The 18,630-nt window shown below is 41.3% G+C and carries 16 protein-coding genes and 3 tRNA genes; 8 read left to right on the top strand and 11 right to left on the bottom strand.

Annotated features, from left to right (window positions below; all coding sequences use genetic code 11):
* Position 1 precedes the first annotated feature (1 nt).
* From Q0976_RS19645 to Q0976_RS19635, 3 genes are all read right to left on the bottom strand, one after another.
* Positions 2-77, bottom strand: a tRNA-Phe gene (locus Q0976_RS19645).
* Between the two features lie 25 nt (positions 78-102).
* A tRNA-Thr gene (locus Q0976_RS19640) sits at positions 103-178 on the bottom strand.
* A gap of 25 nt (positions 179-203) precedes the next feature.
* Positions 204-279, bottom strand: a tRNA-Phe gene (locus tag Q0976_RS19635).
* A 320-nt stretch (positions 280-599) separates the two neighbouring features.
* Here Q0976_RS19635 and Q0976_RS19630 point away from each other — a divergent pair.
* Both Q0976_RS19630 and Q0976_RS19625 read left to right on the top strand, forming a co-directional pair.
* On the top strand, positions 600-1,151 hold the full coding sequence (locus tag Q0976_RS19630; protein ID WP_299495585.1) for a cytochrome b: 552 nt from the start codon (positions 600-602) through the stop codon (positions 1,149-1,151).
* Between the two features lie 74 nt (positions 1,152-1,225).
* Positions 1,226-1,801, top strand: coding sequence for a YceI family protein (locus Q0976_RS19625; RefSeq protein WP_299495584.1), 576 nt, complete (start codon positions 1,226-1,228; stop codon positions 1,799-1,801).
* Between the two features lie 115 nt (positions 1,802-1,916).
* On the opposite strand, the gene Q0976_RS19620 is transcribed toward Q0976_RS19625, so the two are convergent.
* Positions 1,917-2,495, bottom strand: coding sequence for an XRE family transcriptional regulator (locus Q0976_RS19620; RefSeq protein ID WP_299495583.1), 579 nt, complete (start codon positions 2,493-2,495; stop codon positions 1,917-1,919).
* Positions 2,496-2,665: 170 nt separating this feature from the next.
* Between Q0976_RS19620 and Q0976_RS19615 the strand changes: the two genes are divergently transcribed.
* Both Q0976_RS19615 and Q0976_RS19610 read left to right on the top strand, forming a co-directional pair.
* Positions 2,666-3,823 (top strand): benzoate/H(+) symporter BenE family transporter, encoded by a 1,158-nt coding sequence (locus tag Q0976_RS19615; RefSeq protein ID WP_299495582.1) that lies wholly within the window; start codon positions 2,666-2,668, stop codon positions 3,821-3,823.
* Between the two features lie 137 nt (positions 3,824-3,960).
* Positions 3,961-5,343, top strand: coding sequence for a Na+/H+ antiporter NhaC family protein (locus tag Q0976_RS19610; protein WP_299495581.1), 1,383 nt, complete (start codon positions 3,961-3,963; stop codon positions 5,341-5,343).
* Between the two features lie 56 nt (positions 5,344-5,399).
* On the opposite strand, the gene Q0976_RS19605 is transcribed toward Q0976_RS19610, so the two are convergent.
* Together Q0976_RS19605 and nadK are read right to left on the bottom strand one after the other, a co-directional pair.
* Positions 5,400-7,574, bottom strand: a complete 2,175-nt coding sequence (locus Q0976_RS19605) for a M4 family metallopeptidase (protein ID WP_299495580.1) — start codon at positions 7,572-7,574, stop codon at positions 5,400-5,402.
* Between the two features lie 634 nt (positions 7,575-8,208).
* Positions 8,209-9,087, bottom strand: coding sequence for an NAD(+) kinase (gene nadK / locus Q0976_RS19600; RefSeq protein WP_299495578.1), 879 nt, complete (start codon positions 9,085-9,087; stop codon positions 8,209-8,211).
* A 187-nt stretch (positions 9,088-9,274) separates the two neighbouring features.
* On the opposite strand from nadK, the gene grpE reads away from it, so the two are divergent.
* Positions 9,275-9,904 (top strand): nucleotide exchange factor GrpE, encoded by a 630-nt coding sequence (gene grpE / locus Q0976_RS19595; protein ID WP_299495576.1) that lies wholly within the window; start codon positions 9,275-9,277, stop codon positions 9,902-9,904.
* A 533-nt stretch (positions 9,905-10,437) separates the two neighbouring features.
* Here the strand turns inward: grpE and dxs are convergent.
* Genes dxs through xseB form a run of 3 tightly spaced genes read right to left on the bottom strand, consistent with a single transcriptional unit; the run spans position 10,438 to position 13,449 of the window.
* Entirely contained in the window at positions 10,438-12,306 is a 1,869-nt protein-coding gene (dxs, locus tag Q0976_RS19590; protein WP_299495575.1) for a 1-deoxy-D-xylulose-5-phosphate synthase, read from the bottom strand.
* A gap of 21 nt (positions 12,307-12,327) precedes the next feature.
* On the bottom strand, positions 12,328-13,209 hold the full coding sequence (gene ispA, locus Q0976_RS19585; RefSeq protein WP_299495573.1) for a (2E,6E)-farnesyl diphosphate synthase: 882 nt from the start codon (positions 13,207-13,209) through the stop codon (positions 12,328-12,330).
* A complete protein-coding gene (xseB, locus tag Q0976_RS19580) occupies positions 13,210-13,449 on the bottom strand; it encodes an exodeoxyribonuclease VII small subunit (protein ID WP_299495571.1) in 240 nt (79 codons plus the stop codon).
* A gap of 343 nt (positions 13,450-13,792) precedes the next feature.
* Here xseB and pomA point away from each other — a divergent pair, with 343 nt between their 5' ends.
* Both pomA and Q0976_RS19570 read left to right on the top strand, forming a co-directional pair.
* The gene (gene pomA, locus Q0976_RS19575) at positions 13,793-14,560 is read left to right on the top strand and encodes a flagellar motor protein PomA (RefSeq protein ID WP_299495570.1); all 768 of its coding nucleotides are present in this window, start codon (positions 13,793-13,795) and stop codon (positions 14,558-14,560) included.
* Between the two features lie 3 nt (positions 14,561-14,563).
* Positions 14,564-15,502 (top strand): flagellar motor protein MotB, encoded by a 939-nt coding sequence (locus tag Q0976_RS19570; RefSeq protein WP_299495569.1) that lies wholly within the window; start codon positions 14,564-14,566, stop codon positions 15,500-15,502.
* Between the two features lie 43 nt (positions 15,503-15,545).
* Here the strand turns inward: Q0976_RS19570 and Q0976_RS19565 are convergent, their stop codons facing one another.
* Positions 15,546-15,734: a hypothetical protein gene (locus tag Q0976_RS19565; RefSeq protein ID WP_299495589.1), complete on the bottom strand. Its 189-nt coding sequence runs from the start codon at positions 15,732-15,734 to the stop codon at positions 15,546-15,548.
* 140 nt (positions 15,735-15,874) lie between these two features.
* On the bottom strand, positions 15,875-17,284 hold the full coding sequence (locus Q0976_RS19560) for a sugar porter family MFS transporter (protein ID WP_299495567.1): 1,410 nt from the start codon (positions 17,282-17,284) through the stop codon (positions 15,875-15,877).
* Positions 17,285-17,620: 336 nt separating this feature from the next.
* Between Q0976_RS19560 and iolE the strand changes: the two genes are divergently transcribed.
* Positions 17,621-18,514, top strand: a complete 894-nt coding sequence (gene iolE / locus Q0976_RS19555) for a myo-inosose-2 dehydratase (RefSeq protein WP_299495565.1) — start codon at positions 17,621-17,623, stop codon at positions 18,512-18,514.
* Positions 18,515-18,630 lie beyond the last annotated feature (116 nt).

The raw sequence follows: 18,630 nt of genomic DNA, 5'->3' as shown, positions 1-18,630 counted from the left end.
ATGGTGCCCGAACCCGGAATCGAACCAGGGACACGAGGATTTTCAATCCTCTGCTCTACCGACTGAGCTATTCGGGCTAATTTTATGACTTCTTTATAGAAGTGGTGCCGGCACCAAGAGTCGAACTCGGGACCTACTGATTACAAGTCAGTTGCTCTACCAACTGAGCTATGCCGGCTTATTGATATCACACTATACAAAAATGGTGCCCGAACCCGGAATCGAACCAGGGACACGAGGATTTTCAATCCTCTGCTCTACCGACTGAGCTATTCGGGCATTATTTTGTTCTCCAAAAAATTGCGGTTAAAGCATCTCGTTTTGGAGTGCGCGTATAATATAGCGGTGATCCTTTCGCTGCAAGTCATTTTTATGATCTCGATACTATTCGATTAGTTAATATGCAAAGTGTGCTTTTTATGATCCAATTGATGGTTTTTTAATTGAAAATATGAATGTTAACTTATAGATGAGAGTGTTGGCATGAATAGAAAAATCTGTCTTTCTAAAAAATCGAAGTTAATCATCTATTTTTATTGATTTTAATTTGATTATTTCTCAGTATTATAACAATAGGGTATAACAGGATAGGGTAAAAAATGTTTCGTAATACAAGTAGTGGATACGGAATTGTCAGTATTATAGTGCATTGGATAAGCGCATTGGCAGTGATTGGCATTTTTTGTCTTGGATTTTGGATGGTGGATTTAACCTATTACAGTGCTTGGTATAAAACAGCGCCGGATATTCATAAAAGTCTTGGCGTATTGTTATTTATCTTGACGGTATTGCGCTTGGTTTGGCGTTGGGTTAATCCTCAACCTAAAAGTGCACCATCACATAAAATGTGGGAGAAAAAAGCCAGTCATTATACTCATTTACTTATTTATATCCTTTTATTTGCCATTATGGGCAGTGGTTATCTGATTTCCACAGCGGATAACAGAGGGATTTGGGTGTTTGATTGGTTTGAGTTGGCCAGTTTAGGGCAATTATTTAACGATCAAGCAGATATTGCTGGTTTAATCCACCAAGTTCTGGCATATAGCTTAATTGGATTAGCCTGTATTCATGGATTAGGGGCGTTGAAGCATCATTTTTTAGATAGAGACAACACACTTACGAGAATGTTGAAAATAACATCTAAGTAAGAAAATCGATAGAAAGGTTAACTATACAAAGTGAGTTAGCTTAAAATAACAGAGATTAATTTAGGGATATTAAGATGAAAAAGCATTTATTATCAATGACGTTATCCACTTCTTTATTGTTTTGTGGTATAGCACAAGCTGCTGATTATGTTATTGACACACAAGGTGCTCATGCTTCAATTGAGTTTAAAGTAAGCCATTTAGGTTATAGTTTTGTCGTGGGCCGTTTTAATGACTTTAACGGTGAATTCAGTATCGACAAAAATAACATGTCAAAGGCGAAAGTGAGTGTCATTATTGATACTGCAAGTATTGATTCAAATCATGCTGAACGTGATAAGCATTTACGTGGCAGTGACTTTTTAAATGTCGGGAAATTTCCTAAAGCAAGCTTTACATCAACATCGGTTGTCAATAAAGGGCATGGCGATTTCATCATTAATGGTGACTTTACCTTAAATGGTGTGACAAAACCTTTAGCTATTCAAGCTCATGAAATTGGTGAAGGAAAAGATCCTTGGGGCGGTTATAGAGCAGGCTTTGAGGGAACAACAGAGTTTGCCCTTAAAGATTATAATATTAAGATGGATTTAGGCCCAGCATCACAAAATGTAAAACTGGATTTAGTCATTGAAGGGATTAAACAATAACTAGGACTCTTTTTCTGATAATCACTTGTTTCAGAAAATAAATAAGACTCCATCACGTCAACAAGGCCCTATAAAATGGGCCTTCTTTATTGGGGAGTCATCAACAGTCTTCACATTAAGGGTAATAAATAATGTTATGGAAAATAGCTACATCCTTAGTGCTATTACGATAGCCATGCAATTGGTCAGCATTAAAGCGAATGCTGTCACCATTTATCAATACTTGCCAAGTATCTTCTATGAGTAGATCCATTTGTCCGTTTATCATTAATGCATGTTCAATGACACCTTTTGCATGCGCTTGGGCATGTTTTTCAAAACCGGGCAAAAGGGTGATTTCAAAAACTTCAAATTTTAATTGTGGATCATAAGGAAATAACGTAGAGACGAGCATGTCATCCACCGTTTGTTGTTGTCTTAATGCAGCAGCTTGCCTGATAGTTGGCTTTTGGTTCCTAGGTGTCAATGTGTTATTTTGGGCATGATCAGGCTCAAGCAATTGAGATAAAGAAAGTTGCATACCCGTTGCTATTTTCCATAGTTTTGCAACTGTTGGACTGGACTCTCCACGTTCAATTTGACCTAGCATTGCCTTGCTCACGCCAGTTTCATGAGCTGTTTTATCCAAACTCCAGCTTTTTTGTTGTCGATAAAATTTAAGCATTCTCGCTAAATCTTGGTTAGGATTCATCATCAGTCAATTTCTCTTTTAAGCCCGTTGTGCGTTATAACGTATTTATGTTAGTGTTGTCTACGACGTATGTTATAACGCACATATAGTGGGATAATGAAAGGTAGGGTTAGCTAAGCTAAAAGTGAGCTGAAATGACTCAATAATGAAGATGTAATAAAAAAGGAAACACAATGGCGATAAAAGATCAATTATCTCTTGCCTTATCGGGTGCCGTTACTGTTATTGTCGCCTATGCCAGTTCGGCGGTGATAGTGTTTAATGCTGCTCATGGGGTGGGAGCGTCGTCATCTGAAATAACTTCATGGATGTGGGCGCTTGGGATAGGAATGGGCTTATCCACTTTAATATTATCCTTATATTATAAAGTGCCTTTGCTCACTGCTTGGTCTACGCCTGGTGCAGCGTTATTAGTGACCAGCTTGAGTGGTGTGAGTTTAAATGAAGCTGTCGCTGGTTTTTTATTGTGTTCATTGCTTATTACCTTATGTGGTGTCTTGGGGTTGATGGATAAACTCATGAAAGTGATCCCTCACTCTCTGGCGGCAGCGATGTTGGCTGGAGTGTTATTGCAATTTGTATTGAATATTTTTGTTGCGGCGCAATCGCATCTAGTACTGATTTTGACCATGTTGATTTTGTATTTATTAGGCAAATATCGTTGGCCGACATTTAATATTCCTGTAGTGCTTATTGCAGGTATTATGGTGAGTTATGCTTCAGGTTCTTTGTCATTCACGACAGTAAATTGGCAATTAGCGGCTCCGATTTTTATCGAACCGACATGGAGTTATACAGGCCTCATTGGTGTCGGGCTGCCATTATTTATTGTCACTATGTGCTCTCAAAATTTACCCGGGCTTGCTGTGCTGCAAGCCCATCGTTATCCTGTTAAAGCGTCCCCTTTGATTGCCACAACCGGGTTCACAGGATTATGTCTAGCGCCTTTTGGTGGCTTTGCTTTTAATTTAGCAGCCATCACAGCCGCAATTTGCATGGGGGAAGAAGTGCACCCTAATAAAAATAAACGATATTGGGCCGCAGTATGGGCAGGGTGCTTTTATATTCTGCTGGGCTTATTTGCCGCAACGATTGCACAAATATTATTATTATTTCCCAGTGCCTTAGTTATGGGACTCGCGGGACTGGCTCTATTGAGCACTTTTTCAAACAGCTTACTAACGGCATTAGCGCAAAAGGAAATAAGCGCAGTGTTAACCTTTGTGATCACCGCCTCTGGAGTGACCATTTTGCACATTGGTAGTGCTTTTTGGGGAATAGTAATAGGCTTAATCATTTATTACTGTATTGATAAAAAGGCCGCTAGTTAGCTGGCATATTCTCTGTAGTGATTGATTTTTCAATGTGTTAGTTTTTTAATGTCTAACAATGGCTAAATTTGTCATTGTGTATTTTCCTATTCATAAAACTTATGGATTAATAAAAATAATAAAGAGAGCGATGAGTTATGTCAGAGCCCAGTGTGATTAGTCTTATTCCCCCTGTCGTGGTGATTGTTTTAGCGATTTGGTTACGTCGTCCAATCTTATCTTTAGTGATAGGTTCGATCATTGGTTTACTATTGATTGAGCCGAGCCAGGTGTTAGTGAATTTTTCACAGATCTCATTAAAAGTCATGGCTGATGAAACCATAGGTTGGCTCATTCTTGTTTGTGGTAGTTTTGGTGCCTTGATTGCGTTATTAGTCCGTACCGGAGGGGCGAGTGCTTTTGGCCGTTATGCCCTTAAATTTGCTCGAGGACAGAAATCATCTCTGGGCGTGACATTTTTTCTTGGGGTGATTATTTTTATCGATGATTATCTCAATGCACTAACCGTTGGCTCTACGATGAAAAGAGTGACAGATAAGTTTCACGTTTCACGTGAGATGCTGGCTTATGTCGTCGACTCGACTGCTGCGCCTATCTGTGTATTAGTACCGTTATCGACTTGGGCCGTATTTTTTGGTGGGCTCTTGGTTGATAATGGTGTGGCTGCCCAAGGTCAAGGAGTACAAGTTTATATGCAAGCGATCCCTTATATGCTGTATGCGTGGCTAGCAATTGTGGTGGTACTATTGGTGATTTTGGGGATCATACCTGCTGTAGGCCCGATGAAAACGGCACAGCAAGCAGCATTATCGGGAAAGTTTATCGCCAATAATATGGATCATCATGAGGTACAAACTGCGGATGAATATGCACTTAAAGCGATAGAAGAAGAATTTGAGCAGGCTGACAGCCAAGGTGCTTTACATAATTTCTTTGTGCCTATTTTCCTGCTGGTGGGCTTTTCTGTATATTTTGACATTGATATTTGGCTAGGGTTATTGGCTACATTGGCGATGACTATTCCCTATTATTTATTACAAAAACTCATGCCGCTGTCTGAAATGATGGATCAGATGTTAGATGGATTTAAAAGTATGCTACCGGCGATTGGCACTGTGGTGGCGGCATTTGTTTTTAAGGATGTTTGCGATAAACTATTTTTGTCTTTGTATGTGATTGAGTCACTGTCTTCGTTTATGACCGCGCAATTTTTACCTGCCACAGTATTTGTGGCGATGGCATTATTGGCGTTTGCGACCGGCTCGAGTTGGGGAATTTTTGCTGTGTCTATTCCTATTGTCATGCCGTTGGCACAATCGGTTGAGGCTGACTTACCCCTAGTCATTGGTGCATTATTATCTGCTTCATCTTTTGGTAGTCAAGCCTGTTTTTACTCTGATTCGACAGTATTAGCGGCACAAGGCTCGGGCTGTAATCTCCTCAGCCACGGGTTAAGTCAATTACCTTATACATTAATTGCCGCGGCTATTGCTTTCATTGGGTTTATTTTATTGGCTTAAACATGATAAGAAGCATCTGCTTGTGCTGATGCTTCTTATCAATATGACATGTTGATTTAGAAGGTTAAGCTCCAGTTATCAATACTGCCAGTATCTCGGTTGGCATTATCTACCGCTTTTAGCTGCCAAGCTCCACTGACATTATCGCCACTTAAACTAAGTGAATATGTTTCATTAATGTCATTAGCACTGCCACCTGTGTTGTTGTGTAAGTTATAACTGTCACCCGTTGGGCTGGTAAGAGTGACATTCAAGTCACCAATATAAGTGTGGCTAATACTGACCTCAACACTGACACTGGCACTATTACTGTCTAGTGTGACATCAATACTGCTTGTTGCGCCAGTGCTATTGTTATCAGGAATAGAGACACTGGTATTATTCTCAAAGCGATCCCCGCCACCATTATCTCCGCCATCAAAACTTCCCATTAATGTGACGCCTGAATAGCTAGAATAACCATTAAGCATCACATAATATCGAGCAGTATCTGGTGCGCTGACACTGCAAGTTTCATCATTACCATTTTTATATGGACGGCAATCATAGCTATCGGTTGTTGGTTGACTCGCCGCTTTTAAATACAGATCGGCATCGCCACTACCACCGCTCATTTGCACATTTAAGTTAGAACTGCCTGCTGGGACATCAATAAAGTAATGAGTTTGTGAATTTGAACTACCAGATAACCCCGATAGTGCGACCCCATTGACCAGCTCAACAGCTTCACTGGGTGGAGGCGTATCACCGCAACTGGCATTGACGCCCACCTGATTAAAAGCACTGATCACATCAGCAGAATCATAGGCCAGATCATCGGCGGCTTTTTTCGCACCGCAGCCTCCTTCATCAAAGTCAGAATTGGATGTCCAATAAAGTTGATTGGCTTTTACCATAATCGCGAAAGCTTTTTTTGTGTCCCAGCCTGATGTATTGGCGAGTAAATAGAAAGCTTTATTAAAGACACCGCTAGAATAATGAACATTCATTCCAAAAGAATAGTCATCGGCATGTCCAATCGAATTCCCATCGAGTGTGGGATCGGCAAAATAACGCAGTGCACCTTCACTTTTGAAAATATGTGCGCCGACTAGCCAGTCATTGCTGCCGTGCATGAAATATTCAGCCGCTTCGCCTGCCATATCTGAAAAGGCTTCATTCATACCCCCTGAGCGACCGCTGTATACTAAGCCTGAGTTTTGTTCAGTAAAGCCATGGCTGACTTCATGTGCTGAAACATCTAAACTCACTAGTGGATAAAAGGTATTGGCACCATCACCAAAGGTCATTGCTGAACCATCCCAAAAAGCGTTTTCATAATTGCTAGAATAATGGACTCGCATGGTTAACTGAAAACTGAGTGGCGCTGTACCGTACCAATCGTTGAACATATTAAAGACGACACCCCCAAAGAAGTGAGCGTCATTGAGTGGTGCGTAGGCACCATTAATGCTTTTGTGAACATTACGGGGGCAAGTAAAACTGTGAATAGTCGACCCTGACGTTGCGCCATTTAAATCAATGGTTTTAACGTTATCATTGTTCATAGTACAAGTTGTGCCAGATTGAGTGACATCAAGATACTCATAGTCTGTCCCATACTCATATAAACCGGTTTTTTCGTTACCACCCGGTCCAGTACCAATGAGTGCATGATTGAGCCCATCCCATTGCTCCAGAATCTCACCGTTATGGGCATCAATAATGGCAAAGGGGCGACTTGGGTTGACTCCAGCGTCAAAGAAAGAAACTTGGTAAACCAAGCGAGCTTGATTATCTGCGTCCATGTAGATGAAGAGTTGGCTCTGCTTATTTTCAATCTTGCCTGACAACAAATGGGGCGCTAAAAGTGCATCAAATGCTTGCTGAGAAGAGAGTTTAGGGCTGGTGCTGTTGAGATCCACTTCAATGTTTTGTAAGGTCGTCGCAAATTGTGCTTGTTCAATATTCCACTCATTGACTTGAGCAACAATATTGGCATCATACACTTCAATTCCTTGGTATAGTTGCTTGTAACGAATTTTTTCTTTTCCGTCTGCAATGGAGACTCGACGGACCTCTTGAATTTGATAGTCATCATTTAAATTGAGTTGTTGTAATAATGATGCATTGTCAATGGACGTTGAATGTTGGATATTATTTTGTGAAAGTGTTTGCCATTGAGCAGCCTGAGCTGACACGCTGAGTCCAATGGCTAAAGCAAGTGGAGTGAGCTTATAAATAAGCGACATAATATGCAGATCCTTTAATAGAAAGTAGAGGTAAAATGTAAATGGCTAACTCGACCACGCTTTGATTTAAAGACGTCCACTATCCTGAGCTGAGCTTTGATATCTATGTTGAAATGCAGAAAATTTGTATATAGTATGAAAGTTGTAACATTATTGAGATCAACTGCTTACCTGTAGATAAGCTAATTCTAATTTAATATAACATATATTCATAATATACACTTGGTGTGTTTTTGTGTGTTTTTAATTAAATTTTTGTTGCGAAAATGTTTATTTTTTGTGTGCTTTTTCCTGGTGTGAATGCTGAATCATTAAAGCAGTGATGTATTTTTAACTTATTGTTTAAAAAGATAAAAATAATAATGAAGATGGTATAGTGAGTATAAGTAGGTCGGCGACGAGTTGATAACGGTATCGTCACTAGGAGAGGATAGATTATATTTGAATTTTATTTTGATTGCTAATATGAATTATTATTAATAATTATTACTTTATTCTGCGTTAAATCGCGATATTGTTAATTATTTATGCAATTATGCTTAAATTACTCGTTCATGAAGAGTCTTCAATAAAAGTGATGAATAAAAAAGCGTGCAGTAAAGCATGACTGATATCATGCTTTCCTGCACTTGGACTAAAACAATTTACTCCCCCATCCCAGTTTATTTCTAAGAACATGAAAATAGCTATGGCCTTCGGGATGAATGAGTTTAAGGGTATCTTCACTTCGTTTAATAATGATTTTATCACCTGGCAAGACAGATAAATGCACATGACCATCACAGCTTACTTCTAAGTTATCGCCATTATGGGGTGACACAACTAAGGTGATGGTACTGTTTGCGTCAACAACAATGGGGCGACTGGATAAAGTGTGCGGAAACATAGGCACTAAAATCATGGCCTCTAAATTAGGGGTTAAAATAGCGCCGCCTGCGGATAAAGAATAAGCTGTTGAACCAGTGGGCGTTGCGATTATCATACCGTCTGCACGCTGACTATACATGAATTTATCATCAATATAGACTTCAAACTCGATCATATGGGCAATTTTACCCGGGTGCAAGGCGGCTTCATTGACTGCTGTATTGCAGGATTTAAGTTCGCCATGGCGATGGACTTCAGCTTCCAATAAAAAGCGATGTTCTGTTTCAAATTGCCCTTGTAAGACGTTATTTAAAATACTCTCAAACCCTTCAGGTGGCAGATCGGTTAAAAAGCCTAAATTCCCTCGGTTAACACCAATAACGCAGATATCAAATCGAGCGAGTACACGAGCTGCGCCTAACATATTACCGTCGCCCCCCACTACAATGGCTAAGTCACATTGTTCGCCGAGTTCGAGTAAATCGACAGCTTTTACTTGAGGGCCTATTTTATCGGCGACTCTATCTTCAACCAACACAGTAAAATTTTGAGCACAAAGCCATTTAATTAAGCGTTTTAGTGTGAGCTGGGTTCCATGATGATTGGGTTTTCCAATCAAGCCGATTGTTTTAAACTGACTTGTCATAACATATTTGATCCTTTGTTCATGATATGGCGCTTGTTACCTTTAAATAAATCTTTTTTCAGGGGGATTAGACCTTGAAATGGTAGAATACACCTTTTGTTAACGGTATAGACCTTGAAACCTTAGAATAGATCCCCATAATATGCTCATAACTTGCAGAAACAAAGCATTTTTAGTCGGAGCAAAAATGAGTAAAGAATCAAACAAAGCAGAAAACATTCAAGCAGAAGATATTGAAACTGTTACAGAAGAAGTATTGGAAGGGGATCTGATTAACGAAGCTGAAGAAGCGGCTGAAACAGAAGCGAGCTTGATGGATGAGCTGACTCAGGCTAATTTTCGTGTAGAAGAATTAGAGCAAGCGCTAAAAGCGGCTGAAGCAAAAGTGGTTGAGCAAAAAGATTCTGTTGTTCGCGCCGCTGCTGAAGTTGACAATATTCGCCGCCGCGCTGCGATGGATGTTGAAAAAGCGCGTAAATTTGCTTTAGAAAAATTTGCCAATGAACTTTTACCTGTTCTTGATAATTTAGAGCGTGCATTAGAAGGCACAGATGCAGAAGCTGAAGCGACTAAGAGCATTTATGAAGGTGTAGAGTTGACGTTGAAAGGTTTCGTTGGTGCCGTGGATAAATTTGGTTTAAAACAAGTGAGCCCACAAGGCGATGCTTTTAATCCAGATTTACATCAAGCTATTGGTATGCAGCCAAGCAGTGAGTTTCCTGCCAATACCGTTATGGCTGTGATGCAAAAAGGCTATGTCCTGAATGAGCGTTTACTGCGCCCAGCTATGGTGATGGTGTCTCAAGGCGACGCTTAAATATATACCCGTGATGCTTCAAGTTGCAGTATTCAGCTGGAATTAAAAGCTTTTTAGACAAGGCATTGAACATCGAGCCTAGTCATTCTAAGCCGATGTTTAATAACACAGTATAATAGGCTTTTAAACCAGCCCTTTGGGAGTGTGTAAAAGCACCGACTTCTACGTTGTACTATCTTAAAAGGCAATAAGCATTTCGGTAATAATACGCCTTGAATTAGGCACTTTTACGCACTCTGAAAACATGCATCTTGAAGTATCACGGGTATAGGTGAGTCTTAAGGCTCACAATGATAATAAAATAAAAAAGCCAGCTTATTGTGATTAGCTGGCTTTTTTGTGGCTTAATCTGTTGTGAATTAATATTGCTACCTACATTCTAATTGCTATTGACGACGATTGTTTGTAAGTGCTTGCTAAGATAAAGCGTAAAGCGGAGTTAAATGAAAGGTGATAAAAAAGCCCCGTTTTGTATTGCTAGATACAAAACGGGGCTGATTGAAAACCTGAGTGAAGACTAAGGGTTAGGGCAATTAATCTTCAAGGTAGGCCTTAATTTGTTGTAAAATGCCGTTACTATCAAGTTGTAAGTCCGCTAAAATTTCATCGGCGGCACCGTGTTTAATAAACTCATCGGGTAGGCCAATTTGTAAAACGGGCTTTAAGATCTTATGTTGTTGTAAAACTTCTAATACCGCAGATCCTGCGCCGCCCATAATGGCATTTTCTTCCACAGTGACGAGCACATCATGCTCTTGAGCTAGACTGACAATTAAATCAGTATCGATGGGTTTGACAAAGCGCATATCGGCAACAGTGGCATTAAGTGTGTCAGCAGCCTGTGAGCAGTTAGCCAGTAAAGTGCCAAAATTTAAAATGGCGACTTTTTTCCCTTGGCGTTTAATCGAGCCTTTGCCAATAGGCATCTGCGTTAATGTCTCTATTTGTTTAGCACCGGTTGCTGAGCCGCGAGGATAACGAACCGCACTAGGACCGGCTTGATAACGATATCCTGTGTAGAGCATTTGTCGGCATTCATTTTCATCTGATGGCGTCATGATCACCATATTAGGCACTGTGCGCATAAAGCTTAAATCAAATGCCCCTTGATGAGTGGGTCCATCGGCGCCCACAATGCCTCCTCTGTCGATGGCAAATAATATGGGTAATTTCTGCAAGGCAACATCATGAATGAGTTGATCATAGCCACGTTGTAAAAAGGTCGAGTAAATGGCCACAACAGCTTGATAACCTTCACAGGCTAACCCCGCTGCTAAGGTGACGGCATGTTGCTCAGCAATCGCGGCGTCAAAATATTGCTTGGGAAAACGCTGGGAAAATTCCACCATACCAGAACCTTCTCGCATTGCAGGGGTAATGGCGAGTAATTTCTCATCATTTTCGGCCACATCACACAGCCATTTTCCAAAGACTTGGGAGAACGTCGGTGAACTCGGTTTTGTCGCAGGCTTTTTAAATTGGGTATGATCAAATTTAGGCACGGCATGCCAGCCGATTGGATCTTTCTCGGCAGGTTCATAGCCTTTGCCTTTTTTGGTCATTATATGCAGAATTTGTGGTCCTTTGAGCTGACGCATATTGCGTAAGGTTTCAACCAAGGAGTCCACATCATGGCCGTCAATGGGGCCAATGTAGTTAAAGCCAAATTCTTCAAATAAGGTGCCAGGTACCACCATGCCCTTAAGGTGTTCTTCTGTACGTTTAGCCATTTCTTTAATGGCGGGCATATTTTGCAGGACTTTTTTACTGCTTTCACGAATGCTGGTATAAAAACGCCCTGACATTAATTGTGCAAGGTGATTGTTCAAGGCGCCGACATTTTCAGAAATGGACATTTCATTGTCATTGAGCACAATTAACATGTCATTATGAATGTCACCTGCATGATTAAGGGCTTCAAATACCATGCCACCTGTCATGGCACCATCACCAATGACAGCCACGACTTTGCGATTGGCTTGCTCTTTTTCAGCGGCAATGGCCATGCCTAATGCTGCACTGACGGAGGTGCCGGAATGGCCCACACTGAAAGTGTCAAAGGGGCTTTCTTCACGCCAAGGAAAAGGATGAATGCCGCCTTTTTGTCTGATGGTGTGCATGCGATCTCGACGACCGGTTAAAATCTTATGGGGATAAGCTTGGTGTCCAACATCCCAAATTAAACGATCAAAAGGGGTATTGTAGACATAATGTAAGGCAACAGTGAGCTCAACTGTGCCTAAGCCAGAAGCAAAGTGCCCACTTGAGGTTGCCACAGAATTGAGCAAAAAAGCCCTTAGTTCATCAGCAACTTGAGGTAATACAGACTGAGGCAGCTGTCTTAGCTCTTCTGGAGTGTTAGCCTGTTCAAGTACAGGAAATGGAGATATATCACAGCTCATAACGAGATTCTTTGTTTCTTATTATACTCTTCGCTCAATAATGTAACGAGCAAACTCGGCAATTAACTGGCTATTGTATGGTAATTTTGCCAGCGCTGATAGTGCATCTTGGATTAAAGTGTGTGCAGTTTGTTGCGCACCGGCTAATCCAAGTAACTTAGGAAAGGTACTCTTATTGGCATCAGTATCGGAACCTTGGGGTTTACCGAGCTCTTCAGTACTGGCAGTAATATCCAGTACATCATCTTGTACTTGAAAGGCCAGTCCAATGGCATCGGCAAAATCAAATAAATGACGGCGTTCATCCTGAGAAATATCGGCCGCAATGATGGCCAGTTCAACGGCGCAGCGGATCAACGCACCTGTTTTTAAACGGTGGAGCTGAGTCAGCTTATTCAAATCAATCTGTTTATTCGTTGAATCGAGATCAATAGCCTGACCACCACACATACCATTATAGCCAGATGCTTTGGCTAAGGCTTGCACCATAGATAAGTGCTGGTTAGCGCCAAGGCCAGATATATCTTGGCTGATAATATCAAAGGCTAAGGATTGTAACGCATCACCTGCTAAAATCGCAGTCGCTTCATCAAAGGCAATGTGTAATGTGGGTTGCCCACGTCTTAGGGCATCATCATCCATGGCGGGTAAATCATCATGGATGAGAGAGTATGCATGAATACATTCAATGGCGGCGGCTGCAGCATCGAGTTTATTGAGGTCAAGATTGAGCATGTCGCCTATGGCGTATACCAGAAAAGGGCGAATGCGTTTTCCACCTTGAAGCACACCTTGTTTCATGGCGGCTTTAAGGCGTTCATCTGAGGTACTTAATGTGCTAATCGTTTGCGTTAAATACGCATCGACTCTGCGTTGATATTGCTCGATTGTTGTTGATAACAATTACACATCCTCTGGCTGATAAGGCGTTAATGTTGCCTCATCATCTTCTTGCATTAAGATAGCGACTTTTTGTTGAGCGCTGTCTAATTTTTGCTGACTACTGCGAACCAGCTTAATGCCACGTTCAAATTGTTTTAACGCATCATCAAGGGAAACATCGCCTTGCTCTAAGTCAGTCACAATTGTATCAAGTTCAAATAACGATTCTTCAAAGGTGAGATTTTCAGGTTTTTTGGCCACTGTTACTATTCCTCAATTTAAGCGATACACACGGTATATCAGCCAAGGTGCTGGGTCAAATTATGGTGTGTGTTTTATGTTCAATAAGAGACATTCGTGATGAGTTTTTGACAAATCAAGGGTCATTGTATCCTTGAATGTGGAAAAATTGAATCAATTACGGCTTTTTAAGAAAAACAGCCTATTCAGTGATGAAGTGATGCTTAATTGAGCAAATGAACCTGTTTATTCACTCTCAAATGATTTAATGCTTAATATTTTCCGGCATAACCCGATAGTATGATAAGGCCATTTGTATTGATGGTCTGGCCTTGGCATAAATATGAAGAAGTAAGGGAACATTGTGGATTTAGCAACATTAATCGGCTTGATTGGCGCGTTTGTTTTTGTCGTTATAGCCATGACAAACAGTGGTGGTTTAGAGATCTTTGTCAATGTACCCTCCATTTTAATTGTGGTGTTAGGTTCTTTATTTGTGGTGATGATTAAATACAACTTAAAGCAATTTTTTGGCGCCGCTAAGATAGCGTTTAAAGCTTTTATGTTTAAGTTGGATACGCCTGATGATTTAATTGATCAAGCTGTGGTCATGGCTGATGCCGCACGAAAAGGGGGCTTTTTAGCCTTAGAAGAAGCGCAAATCAATAACAGTTTTTTGCAAAAGGCTGTGGATATGCTTGTTGATGGTCATGATAGTGAAGTGGTTCGCGATGCCTTAGAAAAAGATATCGCGCTGACGGAGCAGCGACATAAATTAGGCATAGGCATTTTTAGGGCGTTTGGTGATGTGGCTCCGGCAATGGGAATGATAGGTACCTTAATTGGACTGGTGGGTATGTTGTCGAATATGGACGACCCAAAATCCATTGGGCCCGCCATGGCCGTCGCCTTGCTCACCACCTTATATGGCGCGGTGTTAGCTAATATGGTTGCCATTCCCATTGCTGACAAGTTGTCATTGCGTATGGCAGAGGAAATGCTCAATCGACACCTTATTATGGATGCAGTGTTGGCGATTCAAGACGGACAGAATCCCAGAGTAATAGAGAGTTTCTTGAAAAATTATTTATCGGAGAAACATCGCACCATAGACACGATGGATGGCAATTAAGCCATGAGAAGACACAAAGGAAAGTGTGACTGTCCGCCACCTGGGGCGCCGTTGTGGCTGGCTACCTTTGCCGATCTCATGTCTCTACTGATGTGTTTTTTTGTTTTATTACTGACTTTTTCTGAAATGGATGTGATGAAATTTAAACAAATTGCCGGTTCGATGAAATACGCTTTTGGGGTGCAAAATAGAATCGATGTGAAAGATATTCCTAGAGGCACTTCGGTTATCGCACTTGAATTTCGGCCCGGTCGCCCTGAGAATACGCCTTTGTCGACCATTAATCAGCACACTCGGGAGCTGACTGAGCCGATGTTGAATTTTCAAGCGGGTGATGATGACAGTGCGGGAGGGAAACAAGATCAACAAGGTCAGCAACGAGGAGGCAAAGCCGTGCAAACGGCGCAATCCACAGCCCAGGCAAGTCAGGCTAAACTCACCGCCAGTGAGCAAGCTCAAGCGGATATTAATCAAAAAGTGAAAAAAATGGCCCAAGCCCTTCATGAAGAAATTGTGGATGGTGCCATTGAAATTGAATCATTAGGGCAACAAATCATTATACGTATTCGTGAAAAAGGTGCGTTTGCATCGGGATCTGGCTTTTTGCAGCCGCAATTTATTCCTGTTATTCGCCGCATTGGTGAGTTGCTTAAAGATGTGCCGGGGATCATTACAGTGTCTGGCCATACCGATAATCGTCATATTGCCAACGAGCTGTATCAATCCAATTGGGATTTATCCAGCAATCGAGCCGTGGCTGTGGCCCATGAACTTATTCATGTTAATGGTTTCGATCAGACACGCATGAAAGTCATGGGGATGGCAGCAACCCAGCCACTGGTTGACAACGATACTTGGCTTAATCGCGCGCGCAATCGCCGTGTGGAAATTGCCATCGAGCAAGGTAAGCCTAAAATCTCCGATGAAATTAGTGTGGAGTAAAAGAGGGGGGAATAAAGGCTCAGGGTTGAAACAAAGCAATTAATCACAATAAACAATAAGTAATACGACGATTGGGCTGTGTGTCTTGTTCTAAATGCTGATTAATTTCAGTATTAAGCGCCGCTTCGGTGAGTTGTTTAATTAATGGACTAAGTATACTGTCTTTGCCTGTTAGATTTTTACCTGCTTGTAATGCTTTTAAGGCTTGTTCAAAATCAAAAGATTGAGTCATGTGTCATTCCTGTTTTTAACTATTGTACGGAAATAACACAGAATTACGAACACTACCACTGTACATATGATTAAATCTCTATAGGGTAACGGGCATAAAAATAAGCTTAGGCCGAATGCAGCCACGCCCTTTAAATGGATTTATAGAGATTGTTTTTTTGCGTTTTTAGCTAATTTTATAGTCATCAGTTCTTCCATTTTCTCTAAGCTCACCCCTTTGGTTTCAGGCACGAATTTAATCACAATAACCATGCAAATTAGTGAAAAAATACCTAATAACCAAAAACTAAATGCCCCGTTGAAATGTGCTTTTAAGAATGGGTTTTGATTTAGCATAGGAAACGATTGAGTCACGATGAAACCCGTAAACCATTGTGCACCGACAGCAATTGCCATGGCGCGTGAACGAATATGGTTTGGGAATATTTCTGAAATGATGCTCCAACAAGCACACCCCCATGAGGTCGCGTAGGCGACGACATACAGACAAAGTGCAAACAAGGCGGCGTAGCCATGGGTTTGTTGGTAGAGTACGTAGCCGACGATGAACAGGCTGAATGCACACCCTAAAGTCCCGTATTTCATTAATGGTAATCGGCCTACTTTATCAATCAAGTACATGCCAAGTGCATTACCTAAAATGAAGACGATCCCTATAAACGTGGTTTGAAAAAGAGCGTTGGTCGTGCCACCGACAAGCGGCTTGAGGATGTTTGGGGTGTAATACATGATCACATTGATACCCACTAGCTGCTGGGCTGCTGCAACAAAAGTCCCGATCAATAAGATTGAAAGGAGAGGCTGAGAACGTAGGCTAACTTTGTGTTTATGGGTTGAACCGATTTCGATTAATGAGTCTTGAATTTCTTTGATAAGCTTATCGACGTGTTTAGGGTTATAAGTGCGTGACAGCGTGTCTTTGGCTTTATCGATTTTTCCTTTTTCTACCAACCAGCGTGGGGATTCAGGAATGAGAAATAACAACACCGCAAATAATAACGCTGGAATGATTTCAGAGCCAAGCATCCAACGCCACCCCATCTGTACTAACCATTCATCTGTCATGCTTTTAGCAATGAGGTAGTTTACATAGAATACGCAGGTTTGGCCGATGACCGCAGATTGTTGAAACATACTTACAGCGCGGCCACGAAAATCTTTTGGTGCGACTTCAGACATGTACATCGGTGAAGTGACACAGGCGAGACCCACCGCGACGCCACCGACGATGCGCAAGATAATATAAAAGCTGAATGTTACGGCCAAAGCAGAGCCGATGGCAGAGATAGTAAACAAGATAGCAGCGATGAAAAGTGTGCTACGACGACCATATTGTTGTGTGCTCCATCCCGCACTGAGCGCCCCAACGATACAGCCTAACACCACACAGGATACTGCCCAACCGGTTTGTGCTGGAGACAATCCAAAATGCGTACTAATCGGGCCAATTGCACCAGAGATCACCGCAGTATCGTAGCCTAACAAAATCCCTCCTAGCGCGGCAATACAACAAATTCGAATGATATAAACGATACTGTGTGCATGGGGCATTCTTCCTTCCTTGTTTTATGTCCATCTTAGACTCTACGCTTGAAATAAGCATAGAGGGTAATCATTGTATACGTCTATACTCATCAAATATGTTATTGGGCTATGTCCTATGAGTTACCAATACCGTCTTATAAATGAAGGCCAATAATAATTTAAAATGATGATCGGAAATATTGATTCAAAAAATGTGTTAAATCATATTTATTCGAATTTGGCTCAGCTGTTATTGGAGAAGTCGCATCGTTAATATTATAACCACTTAAATTGGGATGAATATTTTTGCTTCATCAGGAGTCATCTATACTTATTTTGAGTGAAATAAAGTGGGGATCAAACATGAGCAATGTGCAATACGGGATCAGTCCTTTGAGTTGGACTAATGACGACATGCCAGCATTGGGCGGTGATATACCATTGGAAACATGTTTGAAAGAGATGGCTGAAGCGGGGTTTACCGGAACTGAATTAGGGACAAAATACCCACGAGAACCTGAAATATTACTCCCTTTATTAAAGCAACATGGCCTTGTATTGGCATCAGCTTGGTTCAGCGGCAACTTAATGTCACACACTGTTGATGAAGAAATTGCCGTAATGCAACAACATATCAAGCTGCTTAAAGCGGCAGCTTGTAGTGCTATGGTGTATGGCGAAGTGAGCAATAGCGTACACGGTGATATCAACACCCCTTTGTCAAAGAGAGTCATATTGACGATGGAAGAGTGGAAAGTATATGCAGAAAAACTCACCAGAATTGCAGATTATCTATTAAATCAACACAGTATTAAATTATCTTATCATCATCACGTGGGAACGATTTGTGAAACGGAAGATGATATTAATACGTTGATGGAACTGACGGGTCATTCCGTTTTCTTAACATTGGATACTGGCCACATGACCTATGGGGGCGGTAACCCTGTCACTGTGATCAAACATTGGGGACACCGTATTGGCCATATGCACTTTAAAGACCTTCGTTTGAGTATCATGGAGGCTGCGCGATTTGCTGATAAATCATTCCTTAACGCTGTTCTGGATGGCGTATTTACTGTGCCAGGGAATGGCGATATAGACTATGACGACATATTTTCAGCCTTAAAAGAGCAGCAGTATCAAGGTTGGTTGCTCGTTGAGGCTGAGCAAGATCCTGCCAAGGCTCATCCATTAACATATGCAAAAATTGCTTATAAAAAGATCACAGGCTATGCCAACAAGTACGCCCTATAATTAGATTGAGTTATTTGAAGTGGCAGTACTGTCTATTGATACTTGTGGCCGTAATAAAAGATAGATCGCGTTTTGGGTCGAGACATCAATATTCGTATCTCGCAGACGGAGAAAAA

The organism is uncultured Shewanella sp. (assembly GCF_947501665.1).
GTDB lineage: Bacteria > Pseudomonadota > Gammaproteobacteria > Enterobacterales > Shewanellaceae > Shewanella.
The sequence above is the reverse complement of the archived record's forward strand: the minus strand, read 5'-3'. Positions and strand labels throughout refer to the sequence as shown.